Below are 17717 nucleotides of genomic sequence, written 5' to 3'. Positions count from 1 at the left end.
CACCTGTTTGCAAAAGATAAGCGGCTACTATATCTCATAACGGCAGGCCTGCCGAATGCTCGTCGCCAGACGATGATGACGCTGCGCGGACACAAAAAAGCCCCGCTGTGGCGGGGCTCCAAAAAGGGGAGAGGTTAATCAAACACGCCGTTGATGACGGCAGTCACAATGGCAGTGCTTAACGCAATAAGCACTAAATCATCGCCAACCGCCCGCCATTCATAGCCCGGATAATAGGGCAAAGCGTTAAGCATAGAGGCAGGAAGTGTTTTTTTGGCAATACCTGGAGGCAACGGTTTCCCGCGGGCGACATTTTTCGCGATCCCTGGCGGCAGGGCCTGATAGCCGACAAGGCCATAATTAACAGCAAGGGAGCGGGCGCGCGCGAAGGTGATATCAGCGTTAACATTATCGGGTTTACCGGCGTTTTTGCGGTTGCCATGGTCGCTATTCGACTTGCCATTCCCCTGGCCATTGTTCCCGCTGTTTCCGTGGTTGCCACTGTTTCCATGGTTGCCGCCGCCATTGCCGTTACCGGGGTTGGCATAGACAGGTGAAGCAACCATAACGAGAGAGATAACCGCCGCAAGTGCAGTTTTAAAAGTGCGACGTGTAAGCATGATGTTGAACCCTTGAGGTGAAGTACACACGTCGAAGATAGGACAAGGCGAAGCGCGTAACAATGTCACGATTTCTGATTTTGCAGCGCGGGTTGTACGACCTCTTTTGATGCCTCATCACCGCCAGCATGGACCTGGCGCCGGGAGCAACGGGCCCTGTAACATAGTGAAGATCAGCAGGGCCGGCAGGGGGTTAATCTTGCAACGGGCTTAGCGTCACCGGGCCATAAACCATTTGCACACGGGTTGATCCGGATGCACCGCTGTAAGCGCCTTCGCCACCGTTCAGGTGGCAGGCCAGGGCTGTAAACGCCCAGACCTCTTCCATCGACGCCGAAAGAGTACGGGTGGTGAGTTCCGCCTTTCCGTACTGCTCGCCAAAGTCGCGTACGCGACGGGCAAAAGCGGCCAGCGGTTCGCTCACAGAGGGATGATCCCAGCCCCACAGCCATGTGCCATCATCGGTATTGTAGGTACCAATGACCTGCACCGGGGCGGTGGCCACCCGCTGTTTTTCTTCACTGGTAAAGGTGATGGTGCCTTCGTCCAGATCCACGGCCCATGAGGCGGTATCAATCCCCCACATCTCCACGGCGGCCTGAGTGCGCAACTGCAGCTCGTTATTGGCGCGGGCGAGGGTCAGTTCCGGCTCTGAAAGCACTTCCGGCTCGTTGCCGGCGTTTTTCTCTTTACTGCCAAACAGTTTTTTTAAGAAACTGGCCACTGGCTCGCTCCTGTTCTCATTGTGGGCATAACGCTTGCTACGTTATGCATGGGTAAAATCAACGGCCAGATCGCGGCGCTTATTTCAGGATGTCGAGGCTTTGTTGCAGTGTGAGAATATCGCCCGGCTGCCCTTTACCCTCTACGGTATCGGTAAAATAGTTGTAGTCGAGATCAATCCACTGCTGAAGTTTTGCTGCGTAGTCGTCCGGATATTGCGCCTGCTCGATAGCCGGTAGCGACTGATAATGCTCCAGGACCTCGCTAAAAAAATCCGTTAATTTGCCGCTACGGCTGTACTCAGCCATGGCTTTGGCCACGACCTCTTTTCGCCACGCATACTCCTGATCGGCCGTCTCTTTCAATGCTGCCCGCCGTTCATTGATTGTGTAGAGCCCGCTGTCGTCGTAGGTGATTAATGCCAGCTTGTCGCGCGACAGGCCAGCAAAGGGGTTTTTGCCATTTTGATGAACAAACTGAGTGGCCGCTTCGGCCCTGGCTAGCCGCTCGGGATCGGTTGAATCTGGCACGTCTGCGTCATGACGCGCGCGGCTGGCATCCCATGCAGGGCCGCTTATCTCCTGTAAACGTGCGGCAGCCTTCGCGGCGAGTGCCTTCCTGTTAAGACCGGCATACCCGGTATCCGCCCGGCTTGCACTGTCACTTAATTGCTGTGCGAGTGAAGACAACACCACGGCGTTTTTTACCTGGCTGTTAACGTTTACGCTTGCATTCTCCGCGGCAGCAGATGAAACGGGCTGCGCTGGCGTGCGACCGCTCTCCACCGTCGAAGGGTGAAGTGAGGGGCGACTACCGGGCGGGTTGATCATCGCTGCATTTCCTTGTGGCGGTGGTTAGAGGGAAGATATCCTGCGACATTCTGACGCGAACGGCCCGGTGTGAGCACCTACTGGATCAGGGGATCACCGCTATTAAGCGCATCAGGAATGCGCTATAAAAAGCCGCAAGATCAATTAGAGCAGGAATCTCTGATAAGGAAACCCGCATGAAGCAATGGCTGGCAAAACTCTTTGGCAAACACGCTCCCGCGCAACCCAACACCACAGATGGTGCATTCCCGATCCCCTGGGAAAGCCACCGGCAGAGCCTTTATCGTTTTTTATTGCCTTATGCGCAGAAAGCCGGTCCGCTGCCGGAAAGCGCACAAACCCTGCCGGACGATGATCGCCTGCAAGGGGAGCTACGCTGGGTCGCTGGCGGCATGGATGGTGCATTCGGTCATCATGGCGGTGGAGGAAACGCAGAGGAAACGGCGGAACAACTGGTCAGCGCCCTGATTGCCGCGACTGAGCAGCCCACGCCCGGCAACCTGCAGCAACTGTATGCATTGCTCACCGGGCATTCACCGATCGATTACATTGACAGCCTGATGGAAAAACTGCCGCAGACCGCCTCACTCTCGCCGCAGAAAGTTCACGATCTGATGCAGTGGCTGGCGCAAGAGAGCCCCGATCGTAACCCGGTGAAATGCGCCATTGCGTTGTTGGCTTTTTTCCCTTCAGAAGAGAACCGGGCGCGGGTGACTACGCTCGGGCTGCACGAAGAATTTACCCTGTTTACCGCCGTCGCGTTGCACAACATGTTGCCGGCAAATCTGCATGAAGATGCGCTGGTGACGCTGGCGAAACGGGTGCAGGGCTGGGGGCGTATTCAGCTTATTGAACGCTTGCCGGAAGTGGTATCCCCCGCGACCCGCGGTTGGTTGCTGCGTGAAGGCTACGACAATGCGGTGATGCAGGAATACACCGCCTGGGATTGCGCCACCAAAGGGCAGCTTCTGGCGGCATTAATGCAGGGCCAGCCGGATACCGCATTGTTGGCTGGCGCGGGTGACATTCTCTCGGCGCTAATTAACGGCGGGCCTGCGCGCGACATCGCCGACTATGCCGATGGCGCACAGGCCTGCTATCACTGGCTGGCGCGGGTCCGCCAGTCGCCGGAGGATGATTTGCGCCATCTGCTCAATGTGGATGCAATCGGTTATTTTGTGAACGATGACGAAAAGGAGTGGGAACCATTACTCGCGCTGGGGTGGAATGAAGATCTTCGCCAGCGTATTCGTGACGACGTTCAGGCTATCTTCGCGCAGCCGAAATGGCGACAAAGAGTGGAACGCAATCTTGCTAACCGCGACGCGCCGGATTTTTATATCACGCTGCGGGCAGCGAAATTGTTCGGCATTGATACCTGGCCTGTGGTTTTTGACCGTCAGGCAGCCGATGCGCAGGAAAATAACTGGTACGATTTAATGCAGAGCCGCTTTCCAGCGCGCATTGAGCAGGTGCTGGGGTTGGCCGAATCGCAGCTGGATCTGGCGGCGATTGCCAGCGGGCCGGATATGCAAACGGGGGTAGGCCCGCATTATCAGCAGCATGGCATGCTGGACTTTATCCTGCAGGAGCTGGATCGCTTCCCCGGCATCGGCTGGCGTTTTATCGAAACGGGTCTGCGCAGCCCGGTGATCCGCAATCGCCATATGGCGCTCACTGCGCTGGAAAGCTGGCCGCCGCATTCGCTTCCCGATGGGGCGCATAGCCTGCTTGAAACGGCATGCCAGCAGGAGCCGGACGAACAAATTCGTGCGCGGTTAGTGCAGGCACTGGCGCAATGCAACGCTGGGTAGTAAGCGACATGCTGTTCATTCCGCTCCTGGCTTTTGCTCTGTTCCGGGCTGATGCTACCCGGCGTGTCCGGAGCCTGAGCTGAGGCAAAGGGCAAAGGGCAAAGGGCAAAGACGCTGCGTAACGGGCATGATCAGGGCGGGGGGAGTTGAGGCTTGCCCCGTTATCCGAAACGGGGCGGATCGCCTGCGTAGTCAGTGAGCGTGAAGAGCCACACGCTGACGCGAAACACGTGGAATAACGATCAGAAGCTATAGGTCACCATCAGGCTTCCCGTGGGTGATGATTTTCGTTGCACAATCGGGCTGTTGCGGGCGTCACCCGTTAGCTGCGTATAGCCTGCTGTCGTCACTATGCTCCAGTCCGGGGTGAGCTTGTAGGTCCAGTCAATATTCATGTCATAGGCATACATTCCCGAACCGGCATCATACTGAGCAAACCCTGAGGCGGCCGACTGTGAGGCGCTTACGCCGTAGTAAGTTTGCATATACTGGCTCGTCCCCCAATTGCCGGTCAGGGCCAGCGTCACGGAGTTTTTCGCTGACGTATACAGCGGGCTGGTAATGCCAAAATGCAGCGCCGTACCGTTGCTTCGCTCAGAAAGCGGCACTTCAGCCTGCAGTTGCAAATTAAGCCAGTCGGCCACCTTGTACCCCAATGTCGGTACACCGATAGCCGAGCCTTTGACGTCGCCCATTCCCCGCAACTCATCGCTGCCGCTGCTGACCGAGCCACTGTCAGCGTTATGATCCTTACGGCCTGCGCGATAGCTCAGCGCAGCGCTGAAATTCAGCTTGCCGAGCGTGTTGCCGTAACCGATGCCCCGCGTGCTGCTAATGAAGAAGCCATTTGCCATGGAGTAATCAAGCACCAGGGCGGTTGTGGCGTGGCTCTTATCCGAACCAGAATAACGCGGCGCAACATTCACGCCTCCCCCCAGAGTCAGCGCGGTGGCTTGTTGCTGTTCTGCCGCCAGTGTTGGGGTGGCGAGCAACGCCAGTGCAACGCCCGGCACTATTTTTTTCAGGCTGCGACCCGAGCGCAATGGGGGGAATGTATGACGCAGTTCGGTATTTCTCATTAAAGAAGTCCTTGTGGATTCAAATGATTACGATAGAAGTAAGTGGTTAACGCCAGAATGCTCATGTTGAATGCTTACCCTAAAGTTCTGATGAGCCGAAAATGAAGAAAGAGTGAAGTAAAAACTGGTAACGTAAATCTGATAGATTTCCTGATACCGATTTTTTCTTCAGACGTTCTTCATTCACCGCTGATACCGTAACCATCGTGAAAATTCTCCTAATCGAAGACGACCTGGATCTTGGCAATGGCGTGCGCATTGCGCTTGCTGATCAAGGATTTGACGTCATATGGGTTCGCCGCAAAGAGGATGCGCTGCATCAAATTGATGTTTGTGTGCCAGAACTTGTGCTGCTCGATCTCGGGCTGCCCGATGGCGATGGCATGAGCCTGATGGCGTGCTTGCGTCAGCATTGCAAGGGCATCCCTGTCATCATCCTGACTGCGCGAGGGACCCTGCAAGATCGCCTGAGCGGGCTGGATGCCGGTGCAGACGACTATCTGGTCAAACCTTTTGTGCTCGCCGAGTTGTTGGCAAGGGTGAGAGCCCTGGCACGCCGCAGTTATGGTTTTCAGGATGAGGCGATCGAAATCCGCGGGCTCTCTCTCCATGTGCCGACGCGCCGCGTCACCGTGAGTACGGGCCATGTTGAATTGACAGCCAGCGAATACGCGCTGCTGGAAACGTTAATGTTGCGTGCTGATCGCGTGCTGACACGCAGTTTTCTGGAAGAGAGGATCTTTGGTGCCAAAGAAAATATGAGTAATGCGCTCGATGTGCATATGGGGAACCTGCGTCGCAAAATCGGCGACGGCTATGTGCGCACGGTGAGGGGGGTAGGGTATGTCATTGATACCGTACCGATTCAGAAGGGAGCAGGTTGATGCAAAATTTTTGGCACCACCTGAGGAACCCAACACTCGTCAGGCGAATTATGATCGCCCAGATGGTACTGCTTACACTGCTTTGGTGCCTTTTTCTGACCTACGTTTTGTGGGAGGACCTGCGCAGCCCCCCAATATTAACGGGCAATAAGACTTACGAAACCCTGTTTACCGTGATTGATAGCATGGACGATCGCCCGCAGGATCGGGCGAATGTGCTAGCGGCGTTCAGCAAGGCATTGCAGGAAGATTATGGCGGTGGTGATGATCCTGAACTGTCAGTGAGCCTCATCGTGCGCAAGAATAACGCGATACTGTTTTCATCTGCTGGCGCCCCGACGGGTGTGACCAACACCCGTTATGGGGAAATTCAGCGTATTCAGAGTGACGGTCGTACCTGGACTAGCCGTACCCTGATGTCCGGGAATTCCGACGCGGAGGTGACACTTATCACTCCTGCCGGAGGCTGGAACTTCTTTATTTACCTTAACTCGCGCGGCTACTACATACTGCCGTTGCTGGTGTGCATCCCTTTTCTTGTGTTTCCCGCGTGGCTGTCCATTCGCATTGCCATGCGCCCCTGGAGCAAAGTGGTAAGGGAAATTTCCTTACGAACGCCGGAAGATCTCTCTCCCTTAAAAGCAGTCCCGAGGCACAGGGAGCTTCGCCAAATGGTCGATGCGGTTAATGGATTCCTTGCCAGGGTGCGAGAAAGCACGGAAAGGGAAAGGGTTTTCATTGCAGACGCCGCCCACGAATTGCGAACGCCACTGGCGGCAATGCGCATCAACGTTGAGGCGCTACAGTCCTATGTCAGCAGCAATAGCCAACAAGAGCTGCTTGCGGGGATTGTTCGCAGCAATAGCCGTGCGGCCCGCCTCGTTAATCAACTGCTGCTGATGATGCACAGCGAAGCGCGCATTGACACGGTTATGGTGCCTGTGCCGCTGACCACGCTCATACAAGAGCGCATGGCTGCGTTAGCCCCTCTCGCTGCCGAACGCAGGATTGAACTTGAATTCTACACGCAGGATGAAATCTGGATCACAGGGGCGAGGGAACGCCTGATGTCGCTGATTGATAATGTGATTGAAAATGCCGTGAAGTACAGTCCAGAGGGCGGACGGGTAGAAGTGGATGTGCGATCATTCGACACCGCCACGCAGCTCCGAGTCTCCGATGCCGGGCCCGGCATTCCCGTTGAGTTAAGAGAACGGGTGTTTGACAGATTTTTTCGCGATCCAAATCAGATGCAAAGCGGGAGTGGCCTGGGCCTGGCAATCGTCAAAGCGGTTGCGCAGCAGCACAACAGCAGCGTTGGCCTGAGCACGTCTGCAGAAGGTGGCCTCATGGTAACGGTTGATTTCCCAGGCTACACATCTGCCTGAACATTCGCCCGCAACCCGCGGAGGGCTGGGGGCAATCGCAGGTATTGGCATGAGGCAAGGCGGGTGCGTATCGACGCGGTGTAATGCAGGCGCTTTGCGCCAAATGCGGACGTGGCAAACTTGCCTTACTTATACCGATGATGAAGCCTGAGGACTGTCAAAGTAAGGTTTTAAAATATCTTCAGTCCAGTGCATAAAGGCCCGGACTCGCTGCGACAAATTACGCCGGTGCGCAACGACAAAAAACGCCGCGAGCGGCTCTGGACGCAAGTCGGGAAGAACTTCCACCAGCGCGCCACGTTTGATGTGAGGTAACAGCGAGGAATAACCGCCCTGAATCAAACCTAACCCCGCCAGCCCTGCCTCATGATAATCCGGTACGCTGTTGACTTTCACCGCGCCAGGTAAGATCAGCGACTTATAGCCAGCACTCGTCGGATACGACCAACCGTCAGGTTTCGAACCCAAATTACGCACATAGTGCACCATCCTGTGCTGCTGTTTGAGCAGATCATCCAGAGACTGTGGTACCCCAAATCGCTCCAGATAACGCGGGCTTGCGGCATTGATCATGCGCAGATGTCCCAGTGGACGTGCAATAAGCGTCTCATCAACAACGGGGCCGAGACGAACCACGCAGTCAAACCCTTCCTGAACCGGATCGACCCGGCGGTCAGTACTTGAAAGCTCAATTTCAAGGTCAGGGTGTGCTTCCATCAACTGGGGCAGAGCAGGGATCACCACGCTCTGTGTCAATACCGTGGGCATGTCAACGCGTATCCTCCCTCGCAGGGATGTCCCCTCGAGGGAGAACATGGATTTCAATTCCTCGGCTTCTGAAAGAAGGTCGCGGGCGCGCGAATAAAAAGTCCGCCCGTCTTCCGTCAACTGCACTGTTCGCGTTGTCCGGTGTAAAAGCGTCGCACCGACCTCTTGTTCAAGCTCGCGGACTACCACAGACGCGCGTCCTTTCTGGATGCCTAAACTTTCAGCCGCCTGCGTAAAGCTCTTCATTTCCGCCACACGCGCAAAAATTATCAATGCGTCCAGATTTTTCATTGTTCACCTTTTGGGTAACAGTGCGTTATTTTTTTCGCTATTTATGGCGATATTAATACTTAATAGACTGCTTTCACACCGCGTATCTCGCATCACGCTTGATGAGGGTAACGGGATGGATAAGCAAAACATCGTGAACGCATCGTAAATACATCGGGTGACACTGAAGTCTGAAAACCAGTTCAGCTTAAGTTATCGCTTTTTTATGGACTTACGCTGGAATACACCCTCGCCTGAAAGGATAAAGAGATGAATAAAGGTTATTTAATCGCCCATGTGACTGTTACAGACCCCGTCGCATACGCTGAGTATGCCAAAGCGGCCGGAGAGGTCATGAAGAATTTTAATCCGAAGATAATTGCCTGGTCCGGGCAGTACGAAAATCTGGAGGGCGAATCGCATGATCGTCATGTCGTTTTTGAATTCGATTCTTTTGCGGAAGCGAAACGTTTTTATGAAAGCCCGGACTATCAGGCAGCAAGGTCAATACGGTCGGGTGCTGCAACCGGAACGTTTGTATTGGTTGAAGGTGCCGCGCATTAATATGCAAGGTGTAATGTCCGCGTCATGTTCAGAGCCGGCTTGATGCCTTTTTTCAGCCCGCTCTGCGGCATGAACTTCAATGATGGGGGGAGAGGCTTGATGCTTTCAAATATCATTTACAGTGAATCTGTTTCGGCAAGGTATTGAGCTAATCCCTCCATCACTTCCGGGAAGTCCGCGCTAATTCCTTCTCCGAAAACCTTCGCCTGAGGCCCATGGGTACTAATAGCATAAATCAAAGTACTCTCACCGGGGCCGGATGCCTCAATACGATGTTCAACTTTGACCCGTGTTTCATCCACCCATGTCTCATCAATGAAATGTTTTTCTTCTGAAACATCGGTGAGCTGACTACGGACAATATCGCCTTGCGGTAATTCCATGGTGAACCATGTTCCCGTCTGGAATGGCCCCTCGATAGTGATCGATTTTACGCCAGGGTTCCATCGCTTCCAGTTATCGGTGTCGACAAACGCCTGCCATATTGCTTCCGGCTTGCTTCTTACCGTGATCTTATAAGACTTATTCCAGGCGTTGTCTTCATTCATAAAATTGCTCATCGGATAGCGTAAATGGACACATTGAATGTGTAGTTATAATGGCGCAACGCCAAAATGCCAAGCCTCATTGTTGTTCGCGGGTGTGGTTGACGCGATGTCGGGCCGAACAGCACACGATACCTGACACAATCAAAACCAGTGTAACGATGTGGTAAGTTCGGAGTTCATTGCCAAGAAACACGATGCCCATAATACCGCCGGAGACAGGGATAAGATGGGTATAAATCTCACTCCGGGTGGTACCTATTAGTGATACGCCTTTATTCCAGAACACATAGGAGAGCCATGACGGGAAAATAATCAGGTAAAGAATACCGGCGATGACGGAGGGGGACACTCGGTAAATAACGCCCTGGTACTCCGGTGCGAACAGGGCATGCAGGATAAACATCGGTACGAGAATTAACGTACCCAGCAGGGAACTGAAAGCGACAAAGGACGTATTTGTTACCGAGGTGTCTTTAAGGCGTAAGAACGCGCAATAAAATGCCCAACTCAATGCGGAAATAATGGTCAGCACATCCCCCCAGCCAAAAGCCTGCATCCGCCCGTTGCCACTGGCACTGGAAAATGCGAGGTACAGCACCCCCACCGTACTGGCCACAACGCCAGCAATATTTCGCGCCGAAATGGATTCGCGAAAAAGGAAATGATTAATAAACAGAACCAGGCAGGGGGTACTGGAGATGTAGATAGCTGCGTTAAGGGAGGTTGTGTACTGAAGGCCGATATATAAACTCAGTGGGAAACAAACCTGGCCCAAAAAAGAGAGGAGAATATTTATGCGAATATTCTTTCGCAATGAGGCGAAATCGATGCAGAATCGCTTCCAGTAAAATGAAAGCATCAGCAGGGTGGTGCCACCCCAGCGGATCAGACTCAGCCCATAGGGGTCGACGTACTGCACCAGTATATGCCCCACGACATAGTTCCCACCCCAAAAAATTGCGGCCAGCGCCAGTAATAAGTAAGCCACACATTCACTCCCGTTCAGCACAATTAAAAACCCGGAGCGCTCTCCGGGCCGGTATCATCAGAGTTTCGTCAGTTTCTGCATCAGTTGATCGTAATAGCGCTCCGCAGTCCTCAGCCTCAGTAAACTGCCGAGATAGAATTCTTTGCGGGTTTCAGGGTACCGCTCGGCGATCACATCAATAACGTTATACAGCCAGTCATCCCCGTGCTTGATATCAATAGTGATGTGTTCCGTATAATATTTTACATCGCGATCGATAAGCCCCAGACGCAGGCATCCATTAACCAGTTTTTCATACTGGGGCGGATCGAGTACTTCAGTCATCGCCATTACCCCCAGCAATTTGTAATAGTGGCTACGGTTAACGGAACCGATCATAAAGGCATTATGCCCGGCCAGGGCCTCAGCCCCGTACATGTCGATGTAATGGTTATCAGGGAGTTTTATATCCTGCCGTGCCAGCACGTCCTTATAAAGATTGACATGTGTGAAGACATTGTCACCATGCCCTATTTCATCCCACAGGTTTTCACTGATCGTTCCACGTGTTTCTGGCTGGGAGCCTATGAGGGTGTAAGCCACCAGATCAAAGAAAATCAGGTTGAGTGCGCTGTCACTTTTAAAAAAATAATAAAGTTGCTCTGTTGAGGCGTCCTTTTCCAGAAACTCAAAAAGAGGATGATGTGAGGCATTATGTGCATGCCACACTGTTTTTAAATAATCCCCATAATGCGGGGCTGTGTTCACCTCCTGGGGCACAGAAAGCTGGCCGAATTCATGTTCCAGCCATCCATCCTCAATGGTCTTTTTAATTTCCAGCAGCGCCGGGTCGTACTGGTGTGATGCAGGGGCGGAGAGCGGGTGGGCCAGTACGCTCTGGTAAATAATAAAAAGTGCATGCTGGGCAATTTTCTGGTCGGAGGCCACGCCCTGATAATAGGCCCGTTGCATTATATCGCGCAGTGTTTCGCTATCCGGTGATTTATTCGTTTCGCCATTGATATAACTGAGCAGGCTCTGTGTGAAACCATACATATCTTCTTTAAATACGGGTTCAATCCTGCTGATATTAAACATGCTGATGTCCTTTTTTATTAGCCTCTCTAATTCTGTGGTTATTGCAGATAGTGGTATTGTGATCTTGATCACATAAAAAAGCATATATTTTAGCAATAAAAGCCTTTTTGGTTGCGGTTTATCCCAGCGGTTTTTTTCATGAATCCTTCAGCGATTGATAATTAACTTGTAACGAAAATGCGGGGGGGGTAATTTGTGAGTTATTTGCAAAAAATTAATAGAAAACCTGCTCTGAAATGCAAGGTATATTATTTTTCATAATATCCATTTTAAAAGTAAACTGTAATGGTGCAAATGTTAATGCCAGTATGGGATTGATTGAGATGCACTCTGTGGGAGTGAGATGTTTATATTTTTTAGCTATTAACGGATTTCATTATTATAGTATTTTTCATGAAGGGTAATGTAATTTTTATTATGTAAGGCATCCTCGAAAAGAATGTTTTGCCACACGACAGTCTTTTTTACGCGCGGTGTGGACATGGGCATGTGCCGGGTCTGTCTTATGCCAGGCGTGGACCGTGAAAAATCTACCTGAATATCTCTATAGTGTGCGGCACACGCACAAGATTGCCCCTCATCTCTGCAGACGATGGCTGTTACCAGGTCGGGATGCAGAGCACAAGGTCACGGTGCCGCTTTATGTGTCTGGCCGGCAGGAGATGATGTCCCCTGCCGATTTTTTTGTTTTCCTTTTCCGCAAATCACCCAGATAGCCGGGATTGCCTGTATTAAACAGCCGGATAGCCTCCCTTTACCGGCAGTGGCTGACCGTGGAATGCATAACAGGGCAAACAGTAAACACGAGATTTATCTTATCCTTCACCCTTCGTTAGAAATAAGAGCCAGAACTCATCAATGATGAGTTAGTCTGGCTGGGCAGTACGTTTAGCCAGTTTCTTTTGCAGAATGATAACGATAATCGGGAACCCTGATGCGGAAACGGCACAAACCGCCAGCAACGTATTCACATTTTGTGGTGCCATACCATGTTCAGGTAATAAAAAAGCAGACAGGAAAAATGCGACGGTTGTAATCAGATACATGATTGATGTCTGTAATGAAGAGAATTCCGCCCGGTGTCTGTCATCTGGAAACGGGATCGTCACCACCGAAGATACAACCAGGCGACTGTAAGACGCACCGAGAAATAAAGTGATAAATAACGCCGCGTGCGAATATCCCAGGACGGGAATGAGCAAACTCACGATAAAGAGGATTGTTGAACCTGTAGCCAAAACTAAAGCAGAAAACCGGGAGATTAACAGGCCGGTAATTTTTGTAGACAGATAACCTGCCACACCCCCGCCGAAGAACAACCAGGGCAACAAGTCTTGCGAAGCGCCCAGTTGCCGTGTCATTAACGGTACCAGAACAGGAATGACCAGCATTGGACTAAACTGTACAAGCGCATTACTGGATGCAAACAATAAAGTATTCCCATCAAGAGGCGGCGTGCGGAGCGTGTCGTAAGAGCCAGCGTCTGCGGGTAGGATGAATACGCTTAGCGGCAAGGCCAATAAACAAAGTACACTGATTAACCACAACGCAACGTGCCAGCCATAATGCGTGCACAAAAATAATATAGCCGGCATTCCTGCAATGCTTACCAACGAAAATGCCGCAATGACCGTTGCCAGCATTTTTCCGCGCAGGTGAGTCGGTGCGTTATTGATTAATATACTGGTACCCACCCCCATTGTTGTCCCTCCAACTAAGCCTGCACAGAATCGTAATATCAGCAGGAGACTAAAACTGGCGGTGAATGTGGTCAAAAGTGTCAGCAGGCCCAGTAGTGCCATATTGGCGATTAAAAAACGTTTTTTATTGAAACGACCAATCCGGTAAAAAGCGATAACACCCGAAAGGACTGCACCCGAGGTGTACATCCCGGACACATAGCCGGAGAATGAGACGGGAACTGAGAAATCTGCGGCCATAAACGCAAATACAGGGTTAAACATCATGTATTCCAGCGCATTCGTGAACTGGATAAAAGCCATAACAATGGCTATCCGCATAAGGGCTTTATGATCAAACATTGGGGTGATCGGTGGCATAGCAAGCAACCTGTGGATGAAAGATATCCGAGTTTAACCGCTATCAAAAATGATGATTAGATGGTAAAAATGGCGATCATTATTATCAATTGTGGGATAGCTAATGCGTCCAGCTCTTGACTTTACTGCCCTGAAAGTCTTCATTGCAGTGGTTGAAAACGACAGTTTTATTGGGGCTGCGAAAGTCCTCGAAATGCCGTCATCCAATGTGAGCCGTTGTATTTCTCAATTAGAGGAAAGACTACATCTTCAGCTTATTGAGCGTAGCACCCGTTATATGAAACTCACGCAGGCGGGGCATGTGCTCTATTTACGCGCGAAACCCTTACTGGAGGCACTGGAGCAAACTGAAACCGAATTAACATCGCGACAAATGCAGCTCAAGGGCCCGTTGCGCCTCTGTATTCCCAATGAAGTAGGTCCTGCATTGTTGGGTTCTGTTATCGCCGATTTTGCCTGCCAGTACCCGGATCTGGAAATAAGCTGTGTCACCAATTTGTCAGGTTTTGAATCCCTGAGAGATGAGCTGGATTTAGCGGTCATTATTACTCGTGGTCAGTTGGATGACAGTGACTATATAGCCCGTCATTTGATGACTATCCCTTGCACCGTGGTTGCTGCTCCCTCCGTCATTCAGCGTTATGGCACGCCTTCTCATATTCAGCAATTTGAAACGTTACCCTGTATTACCACGGTAAGTGCACTGAAAGGTGCGCCCTGGCAGTTTGTCAATATTAAGGGGGGATTCGAGACAATTAAGGTGAACGGGCATTATCGGGTAAACAGCGGAGAGATGGCAGGACGCGCTGCGGTAGCGGGTGTGGGTTTTGCCATTCTGTCGAAACAAGCCTGCCAACCTTATATTCGCGATGGACGGTTAATTGAGGTTGAGTTCGAACAAGCGGCTGCGCCATTGCAATTGTTTGCACTTTATTCAGATCGGCGTTATTTGCCGGCGAAAACAAGAGCGCTTATTGATTTCATGCAGCAGAAATTGAACGATATAACCTTAGCAACCTGAGGCGGCAGTGAATTGCCATAGCGAATGGAGCTGGCACAATGCATCTCCACTTAAAATAGAACGTATTCTTCTCGCTTCGGGCTGCCTGTTTGTTGTTCTTTTCGTTCGACTTTGCAAAGATGTACCGCGCGATCCCTGACCTGCTACACCCTCAGAAAGGGATTGGCTCCACATGGCCTGTTCACCGGCAGCAACATGCTGCGTGGCAGTGTCGACACTGAACAGGTTCTGCTTTAAGGATCCCGCTATGACACCCTTTCATCAACTTACCGCCACCAGTCTGGGCGGTCAGCTTATCGCTATGAGCGACTATGCCGGTAAGGTGGTTCTGGTCGTTAATACCGCCAGCCGGTGTGGATTCACGCCACAATACGGTGGCCTTGAGACGCTCTATAAGAAATACGCCGCCCAAGGTTTAGTGGTGCTTGGTTTCCCCTGCAACCAGTTTGGTAAACAGGAGCCCGGCAGCGCCGACGAAATAGCCCAAACCTGTCTCATCAATTACGGGGTGAGTTTCCCAATGTTCGGGAAAGTCGAGGTCAACGGAAGCGCAGCGCACCCGGTATTTCGCTATTTGAAAAACGCATTACCCGGTGTGTTTGGTGGGCGGATCATGTGGAACTTCACTAAATTTCTGATCGGACGCGACGGTAAACCACTCAAGCGTTTTGCACCGATCACCACCCCGGAGAAAATGGAAGCGGCAATCTTAGCTGCTCTTGAAACCTGACGGGGTTGGTATTTCAAGCCATTTGATTTTGAACGCTTTCGAACTTCATTCACCGGTTGATAACAGTTCGCTTTTTTGCTCAAGCTGCCCGCTCCGGGCTTCTCACGGGTAGCTTTGTGCCAGGAGTGGACGTTGCTGACATCAGTTTGCGTTGATTTACGGGGAACAGGTCATCGGTTCTTCACGACATATCTCAACCAGGCAATATAACCGTATTTTTCATGGATGGATTGATAAGCTGGATCTCGACGAGACTCTGTAAAGTACGCATTCTATGCGAAGAACCAAGCCATATCTGATCTATAAAAAACGAAGAATCTTCGAGTGATCCAGCTACTGTTAGGTCACAAAAAACTCGAAGTACAGTCCGTTACCTCGGTACTGAAGTGGATGATGCCCTGGAGATATCTGAGTCTATTGAAGTTTAATTTGTGAGGGCTGCAACAGCAGCCCTGTGCCAGGAGCGAAAGTTGGCGTCCTGGAGACTCTTAAAAAATTAATGGTTCGTTTTGTGGGGATACTTACATCGCCACAGGCTTTTCCACCGGATAATTTAAGAACTCAATAGAGCTTCTGCTCGATATGGTTTCCTACATCAACCACTCGCCAGATTTTCCATTCGCCATCTTCCCTTCGGGTCCAGACCTGCAAATGCTTATATTTATTATCCTGTATACCCAACCAGACATCCACTCTCTGGCTGCTGCCATCCGCAATGCCAGGGGTTGTACGTAAGCGATATATCCATTCAGTTGCATAATCTTGCGTATAGGTAAAATAATCAGCTTCAAGAAACTCTTGTTCGGGAATGTTGTAGATCGCATCAAGGCGGGCAAGGAGCTTTTTTGATACCCACTGTGTCATTTTTTGTTTATGGGCAGAATTATCTGGAGAGAGATTAGTAAAATCGGCCAGATAAAATTGATAGAACTCTGTGACGCTCTTCTGAGCACTAACGGGTGCACTTGCACTGGCAAAAGGCAGGTAAAAAGCCAGAACAAAGGTGAGTATCAGGCGCATCAATTCTTCCTGTAGATAACGTAAGGTGGGTGATTCCTCCGGTAACCATTACCGGGATATAAACCATTTTGTTTAAAATCGGAATACCACGTTTTCCCATCAAACATAGCCATATGGCCAGCCTGAAGGCGGCTTCCAGGATATGGCTGAATAACAACAACATCGCCCTTTTCAGGATTTGAAGATGAGGGTAAAGCAGTGAATCCCGCCTTGAGCAGTGAATTGCCATAATCTTTTGCGTATTCTGTATTCAGAATATTTATTCCTCCGGCTGCAATAGCCAGGCGCGTATAAACTGCACACTTACTCTTTGAAGTCTGCCCTGCGTGTTTTATAAGATAATCCACTGCTGCTTCTTTATTCCATCCCATAAAATTCCCTCTGAAGACAACGAGCACCAAGCATTGCAAAGCGCTGTAATGTTACATCATTATGAAAAGCAACAGATGAGAGTTATCTTATTTCCTACCCTTTCACCTTCAATAGCGTGCTGTGTAGCAGCCAACAAAAATCAAGCTCAAGCAGACAAGTATCTTGACGATCGGAGCTGGTCGTGGCTATCTAATTTTCACTCAGTTTTGCAGAAGAATTTTCCGGCCATAAAAAACGGGAATCCAACGGCACTTCTCATTGTCCGCTCCTCGCTCAAAACGGACGGTCCGTCCGGTCCATGCCAGACGTGGGAACATGTGGGTCTCAGGACCCTCTTAGATACCAGGAAAATATCTAGCCTTTAATGAATTTAAGTATCTCCATTACTGTTGTCCTGTCCGGGTTATTCACTTCACCCAGATGGTCTCCTTTACCTAAAATCAACGGTATTACCTGTTTCTCTGCCAGTTTTGACATAGGCGTGTAGTAGGGATCACTGGCTCCCACCCAAAATAATTTAGGTGTGCTTCGGGTCAGTAAATCGCCATCATCGTTGCAGTGTTTACTGAGTTCATTAAAAAAGCACTCCGCACTTCTCTCATCCGCAGCTGACAGAGAATGGGTGAGCTCGGGTGCAGTCTCTCGAGCGAAGTCCATAAACATTTCAAAACTGAGTTTGCCGAAAGGTGTTTCCGGAATCCCGTTTAAGCAGTCCCAACCACCTAAAACAACGGAAGCCACCCGTTCAGGATACAAATCCAGCAGTCCCATTGCCAACCAGGCTCCGGCTGAGTAGCCGATCACATTCGCTTTGTCATAGCCCAGCGCATCCATTAGTTTCACAAGAGACAGAGCCTGATTTTCTCTTGTATAACCATCCTGTACCTCTGATTTGGCGCTAGCGCCGTGTGACCTGCCCCCAGGATTAGATACAACCTTCAGTTAGTAATGTCGGTTGGTT

General features: G+C 51.0%; 18 protein-coding genes and 1 pseudogene. 7 read left to right on the top strand and 12 right to left on the bottom strand.

Annotation, left to right across the window (positions count from 1 at the left end):
- Positions 1-134 precede the first annotated feature (134 nt).
- The 3 genes from RTX30_RS05175 to RTX30_RS05165 all read right to left on the bottom strand — a co-directional run bounded on the left by RTX30_RS05175 (position 135) and on the right by RTX30_RS05165 (position 2173).
- Positions 135-620 carry an anti-virulence regulator CigR family protein gene (locus RTX30_RS05175; protein WP_312687514.1) on the bottom strand — a complete coding sequence of 162 codons (486 nt, stop codon included), beginning with the start codon at positions 618-620 and terminating at the stop codon, positions 135-137.
- A 193-nt stretch (positions 621-813) separates the two neighbouring features.
- Positions 814-1344 (bottom strand): DUF6882 domain-containing protein, encoded by a 531-nt coding sequence (locus RTX30_RS05170; protein ID WP_312687512.1) that lies wholly within the window; start codon positions 1342-1344, stop codon positions 814-816.
- 79 nt (positions 1345-1423) lie between these two features.
- Positions 1424-2173, bottom strand: coding sequence for a hypothetical protein (locus RTX30_RS05165; protein ID WP_312687510.1), 750 nt, complete (start codon positions 2171-2173; stop codon positions 1424-1426).
- A gap of 176 nt (positions 2174-2349) precedes the next feature.
- Here RTX30_RS05165 and RTX30_RS05160 point away from each other — a divergent pair, with 176 nt between their 5' ends.
- A complete protein-coding gene (locus RTX30_RS05160; RefSeq protein ID WP_312687508.1) occupies positions 2350-3987 on the top strand; it encodes a hypothetical protein in 1638 nt (545 codons plus the stop codon).
- 242 nt (positions 3988-4229) lie between these two features.
- Here RTX30_RS05160 and RTX30_RS05155 read toward each other — a convergent pair whose 3' ends face one another.
- A complete protein-coding gene (locus RTX30_RS05155; RefSeq protein WP_312687505.1) occupies positions 4230-5066 on the bottom strand; it encodes a MipA/OmpV family protein in 837 nt (278 codons plus the stop codon).
- A gap of 206 nt (positions 5067-5272) precedes the next feature.
- Here RTX30_RS05155 and RTX30_RS05150 point away from each other — a divergent pair, with 206 nt between their 5' ends.
- Together RTX30_RS05150 and RTX30_RS05145 are read left to right on the top strand one after the other, a co-directional pair.
- Positions 5273-5950, top strand: a complete 678-nt coding sequence (locus RTX30_RS05150; RefSeq protein ID WP_312687503.1) for a response regulator transcription factor — start codon at positions 5273-5275, stop codon at positions 5948-5950.
- Positions 5950-7338 carry an ATP-binding protein gene (locus RTX30_RS05145; RefSeq protein ID WP_312687501.1) on the top strand — a complete coding sequence of 463 codons (1389 nt, stop codon included), beginning with the start codon at positions 5950-5952 and terminating at the stop codon, positions 7336-7338. The genes RTX30_RS05150 and RTX30_RS05145 overlap by 1 nt, the downstream gene beginning before the upstream one ends.
- A gap of 129 nt (positions 7339-7467) precedes the next feature.
- Here RTX30_RS05145 and RTX30_RS05140 read toward each other — a convergent pair whose 3' ends face one another.
- On the bottom strand, positions 7468-8397 hold the full coding sequence (locus RTX30_RS05140; protein WP_312687499.1) for a LysR family transcriptional regulator: 930 nt from the start codon (positions 8395-8397) through the stop codon (positions 7468-7470).
- 249 nt (positions 8398-8646) lie between these two features.
- Between RTX30_RS05140 and RTX30_RS05135 the strand changes: the two genes are divergently transcribed.
- Positions 8647-8940 (top strand): DUF1330 domain-containing protein, encoded by a 294-nt coding sequence (locus RTX30_RS05135; protein WP_312687497.1) that lies wholly within the window; start codon positions 8647-8649, stop codon positions 8938-8940.
- Between the two features lie 116 nt (positions 8941-9056).
- Here RTX30_RS05135 and RTX30_RS05130 read toward each other — a convergent pair whose 3' ends face one another.
- The 4 genes from RTX30_RS05130 to RTX30_RS05115 form a co-directional block, all read right to left on the bottom strand.
- Positions 9057-9488 carry an SRPBCC family protein gene (locus RTX30_RS05130; protein WP_312687495.1) on the bottom strand — a complete coding sequence of 144 codons (432 nt, stop codon included), beginning with the start codon at positions 9486-9488 and terminating at the stop codon, positions 9057-9059.
- A gap of 76 nt (positions 9489-9564) precedes the next feature.
- Entirely contained in the window at positions 9565-10476 is a 912-nt protein-coding gene (locus RTX30_RS05125; RefSeq protein WP_312687493.1) for a DMT family transporter, read from the bottom strand.
- A 57-nt stretch (positions 10477-10533) separates the two neighbouring features.
- Positions 10534-11553, bottom strand: coding sequence for an iron-containing redox enzyme family protein (locus RTX30_RS05120; RefSeq protein ID WP_312687491.1), 1020 nt, complete (start codon positions 11551-11553; stop codon positions 10534-10536).
- An 866-nt stretch (positions 11554-12419) separates the two neighbouring features.
- Positions 12420-13613 carry an MFS transporter gene (locus RTX30_RS05115; protein ID WP_312687488.1) on the bottom strand — a complete coding sequence of 398 codons (1194 nt, stop codon included), beginning with the start codon at positions 13611-13613 and terminating at the stop codon, positions 12420-12422.
- Between the two features lie 103 nt (positions 13614-13716).
- Here RTX30_RS05115 and RTX30_RS05110 point away from each other — a divergent pair, with 103 nt between their 5' ends.
- From RTX30_RS05110 to RTX30_RS05100, 3 genes and pseudogenes are all read left to right on the top strand, one after another.
- Positions 13717-14634, top strand: coding sequence for a LysR family transcriptional regulator (locus tag RTX30_RS05110; RefSeq protein WP_312687486.1), 918 nt, complete (start codon positions 13717-13719; stop codon positions 14632-14634).
- 247 nt (positions 14635-14881) lie between these two features.
- Positions 14882-15364 (top strand): glutathione peroxidase, encoded by a 483-nt coding sequence (locus tag RTX30_RS05105; protein WP_312687484.1) that lies wholly within the window; start codon positions 14882-14884, stop codon positions 15362-15364.
- 184 nt (positions 15365-15548) lie between these two features.
- Positions 15549-15792 (top strand): annotated as a pseudogene (locus RTX30_RS05100) (tyrosine-type recombinase/integrase); the annotation flags it as partial.
- A gap of 133 nt (positions 15793-15925) precedes the next feature.
- Here RTX30_RS05100 and RTX30_RS05095 read toward each other — a convergent pair.
- The 3 genes from RTX30_RS05095 to RTX30_RS05085 all read right to left on the bottom strand — a co-directional run bounded on the left by RTX30_RS05095 (position 15926) and on the right by RTX30_RS05085 (position 17698).
- Positions 15926-16384, bottom strand: coding sequence for a DUF3828 domain-containing protein (locus tag RTX30_RS05095; RefSeq protein WP_312687482.1), 459 nt, complete (start codon positions 16382-16384; stop codon positions 15926-15928).
- On the bottom strand, positions 16384-16755 hold the full coding sequence (locus tag RTX30_RS05090; RefSeq protein ID WP_312687481.1) for a hypothetical protein: 372 nt from the start codon (positions 16753-16755) through the stop codon (positions 16384-16386). The genes RTX30_RS05095 and RTX30_RS05090 overlap by 1 nt, the downstream gene beginning before the upstream one ends.
- Positions 16756-17110: 355 nt before the next feature.
- Positions 17111-17698 carry an alpha/beta fold hydrolase gene (locus tag RTX30_RS05085; RefSeq protein ID WP_312688192.1) on the bottom strand — a complete coding sequence of 196 codons (588 nt, stop codon included), beginning with the start codon at positions 17696-17698 and terminating at the stop codon, positions 17111-17113.
- Positions 17699-17717: the final 19 nt, after the last annotated feature.

Origin of the sequence: Kosakonia sp. (assembly GCF_032052965.1) — a bacterium.
GTDB lineage: Bacteria > Pseudomonadota > Gammaproteobacteria > Enterobacterales > Enterobacteriaceae > Kosakonia.
The sequence above is the reverse complement of the archived record's forward strand: the minus strand, read 5'-3'. Positions and strand labels throughout refer to the sequence as shown.

Coding starts and splice junctions, on each gene's coding strand:
- RTX30_RS05130 (WP_312687495.1), bottom strand. CDS start 9,488: ATGAATGAAGACAACGCCTGGAATAAGTCTTATAAGATCACGGTAAGA.
- RTX30_RS05175 (WP_312687514.1), bottom strand. CDS start 620: ATGCTTACACGTCGCACTTTTAAAACTGCACTTGCGGCGGTTATCTCT.
- RTX30_RS05105 (WP_312687484.1), top strand. CDS start 14,882: ATGACACCCTTTCATCAACTTACCGCCACCAGTCTGGGCGGTCAGCTT.
- RTX30_RS05155 (WP_312687505.1), bottom strand. CDS start 5,066: ATGAGAAATACCGAACTGCGTCATACATTCCCCCCATTGCGCTCGGGT.
- RTX30_RS05115 (WP_312687488.1), bottom strand. CDS start 13,613: ATGCCACCGATCACCCCAATGTTTGATCATAAAGCCCTTATGCGGATA.
- RTX30_RS05165 (WP_312687510.1), bottom strand. CDS start 2,173: ATGATCAACCCGCCCGGTAGTCGCCCCTCACTTCACCCTTCGACGGTG.
- RTX30_RS05120 (WP_312687491.1), bottom strand. CDS start 11,553: ATGTTTAATATCAGCAGGATTGAACCCGTATTTAAAGAAGATATGTAT.
- RTX30_RS05095 (WP_312687482.1), bottom strand. CDS start 16,384: ATGCGCCTGATACTCACCTTTGTTCTGGCTTTTTACCTGCCTTTTGCC.
- RTX30_RS05145 (WP_312687501.1), top strand. CDS start 5,950: ATGCAAAATTTTTGGCACCACCTGAGGAACCCAACACTCGTCAGGCGA.
- RTX30_RS05160 (WP_312687508.1), top strand. CDS start 2,350: ATGAAGCAATGGCTGGCAAAACTCTTTGGCAAACACGCTCCCGCGCAA.
- RTX30_RS05135 (WP_312687497.1), top strand. CDS start 8,647: ATGAATAAAGGTTATTTAATCGCCCATGTGACTGTTACAGACCCCGTC.
- RTX30_RS05110 (WP_312687486.1), top strand. CDS start 13,717: ATGCGTCCAGCTCTTGACTTTACTGCCCTGAAAGTCTTCATTGCAGTG.
- RTX30_RS05090 (WP_312687481.1), bottom strand. CDS start 16,755: ATGGGATGGAATAAAGAAGCAGCAGTGGATTATCTTATAAAACACGCA.
- RTX30_RS05140 (WP_312687499.1), bottom strand. CDS start 8,397: ATGAAAAATCTGGACGCATTGATAATTTTTGCGCGTGTGGCGGAAATG.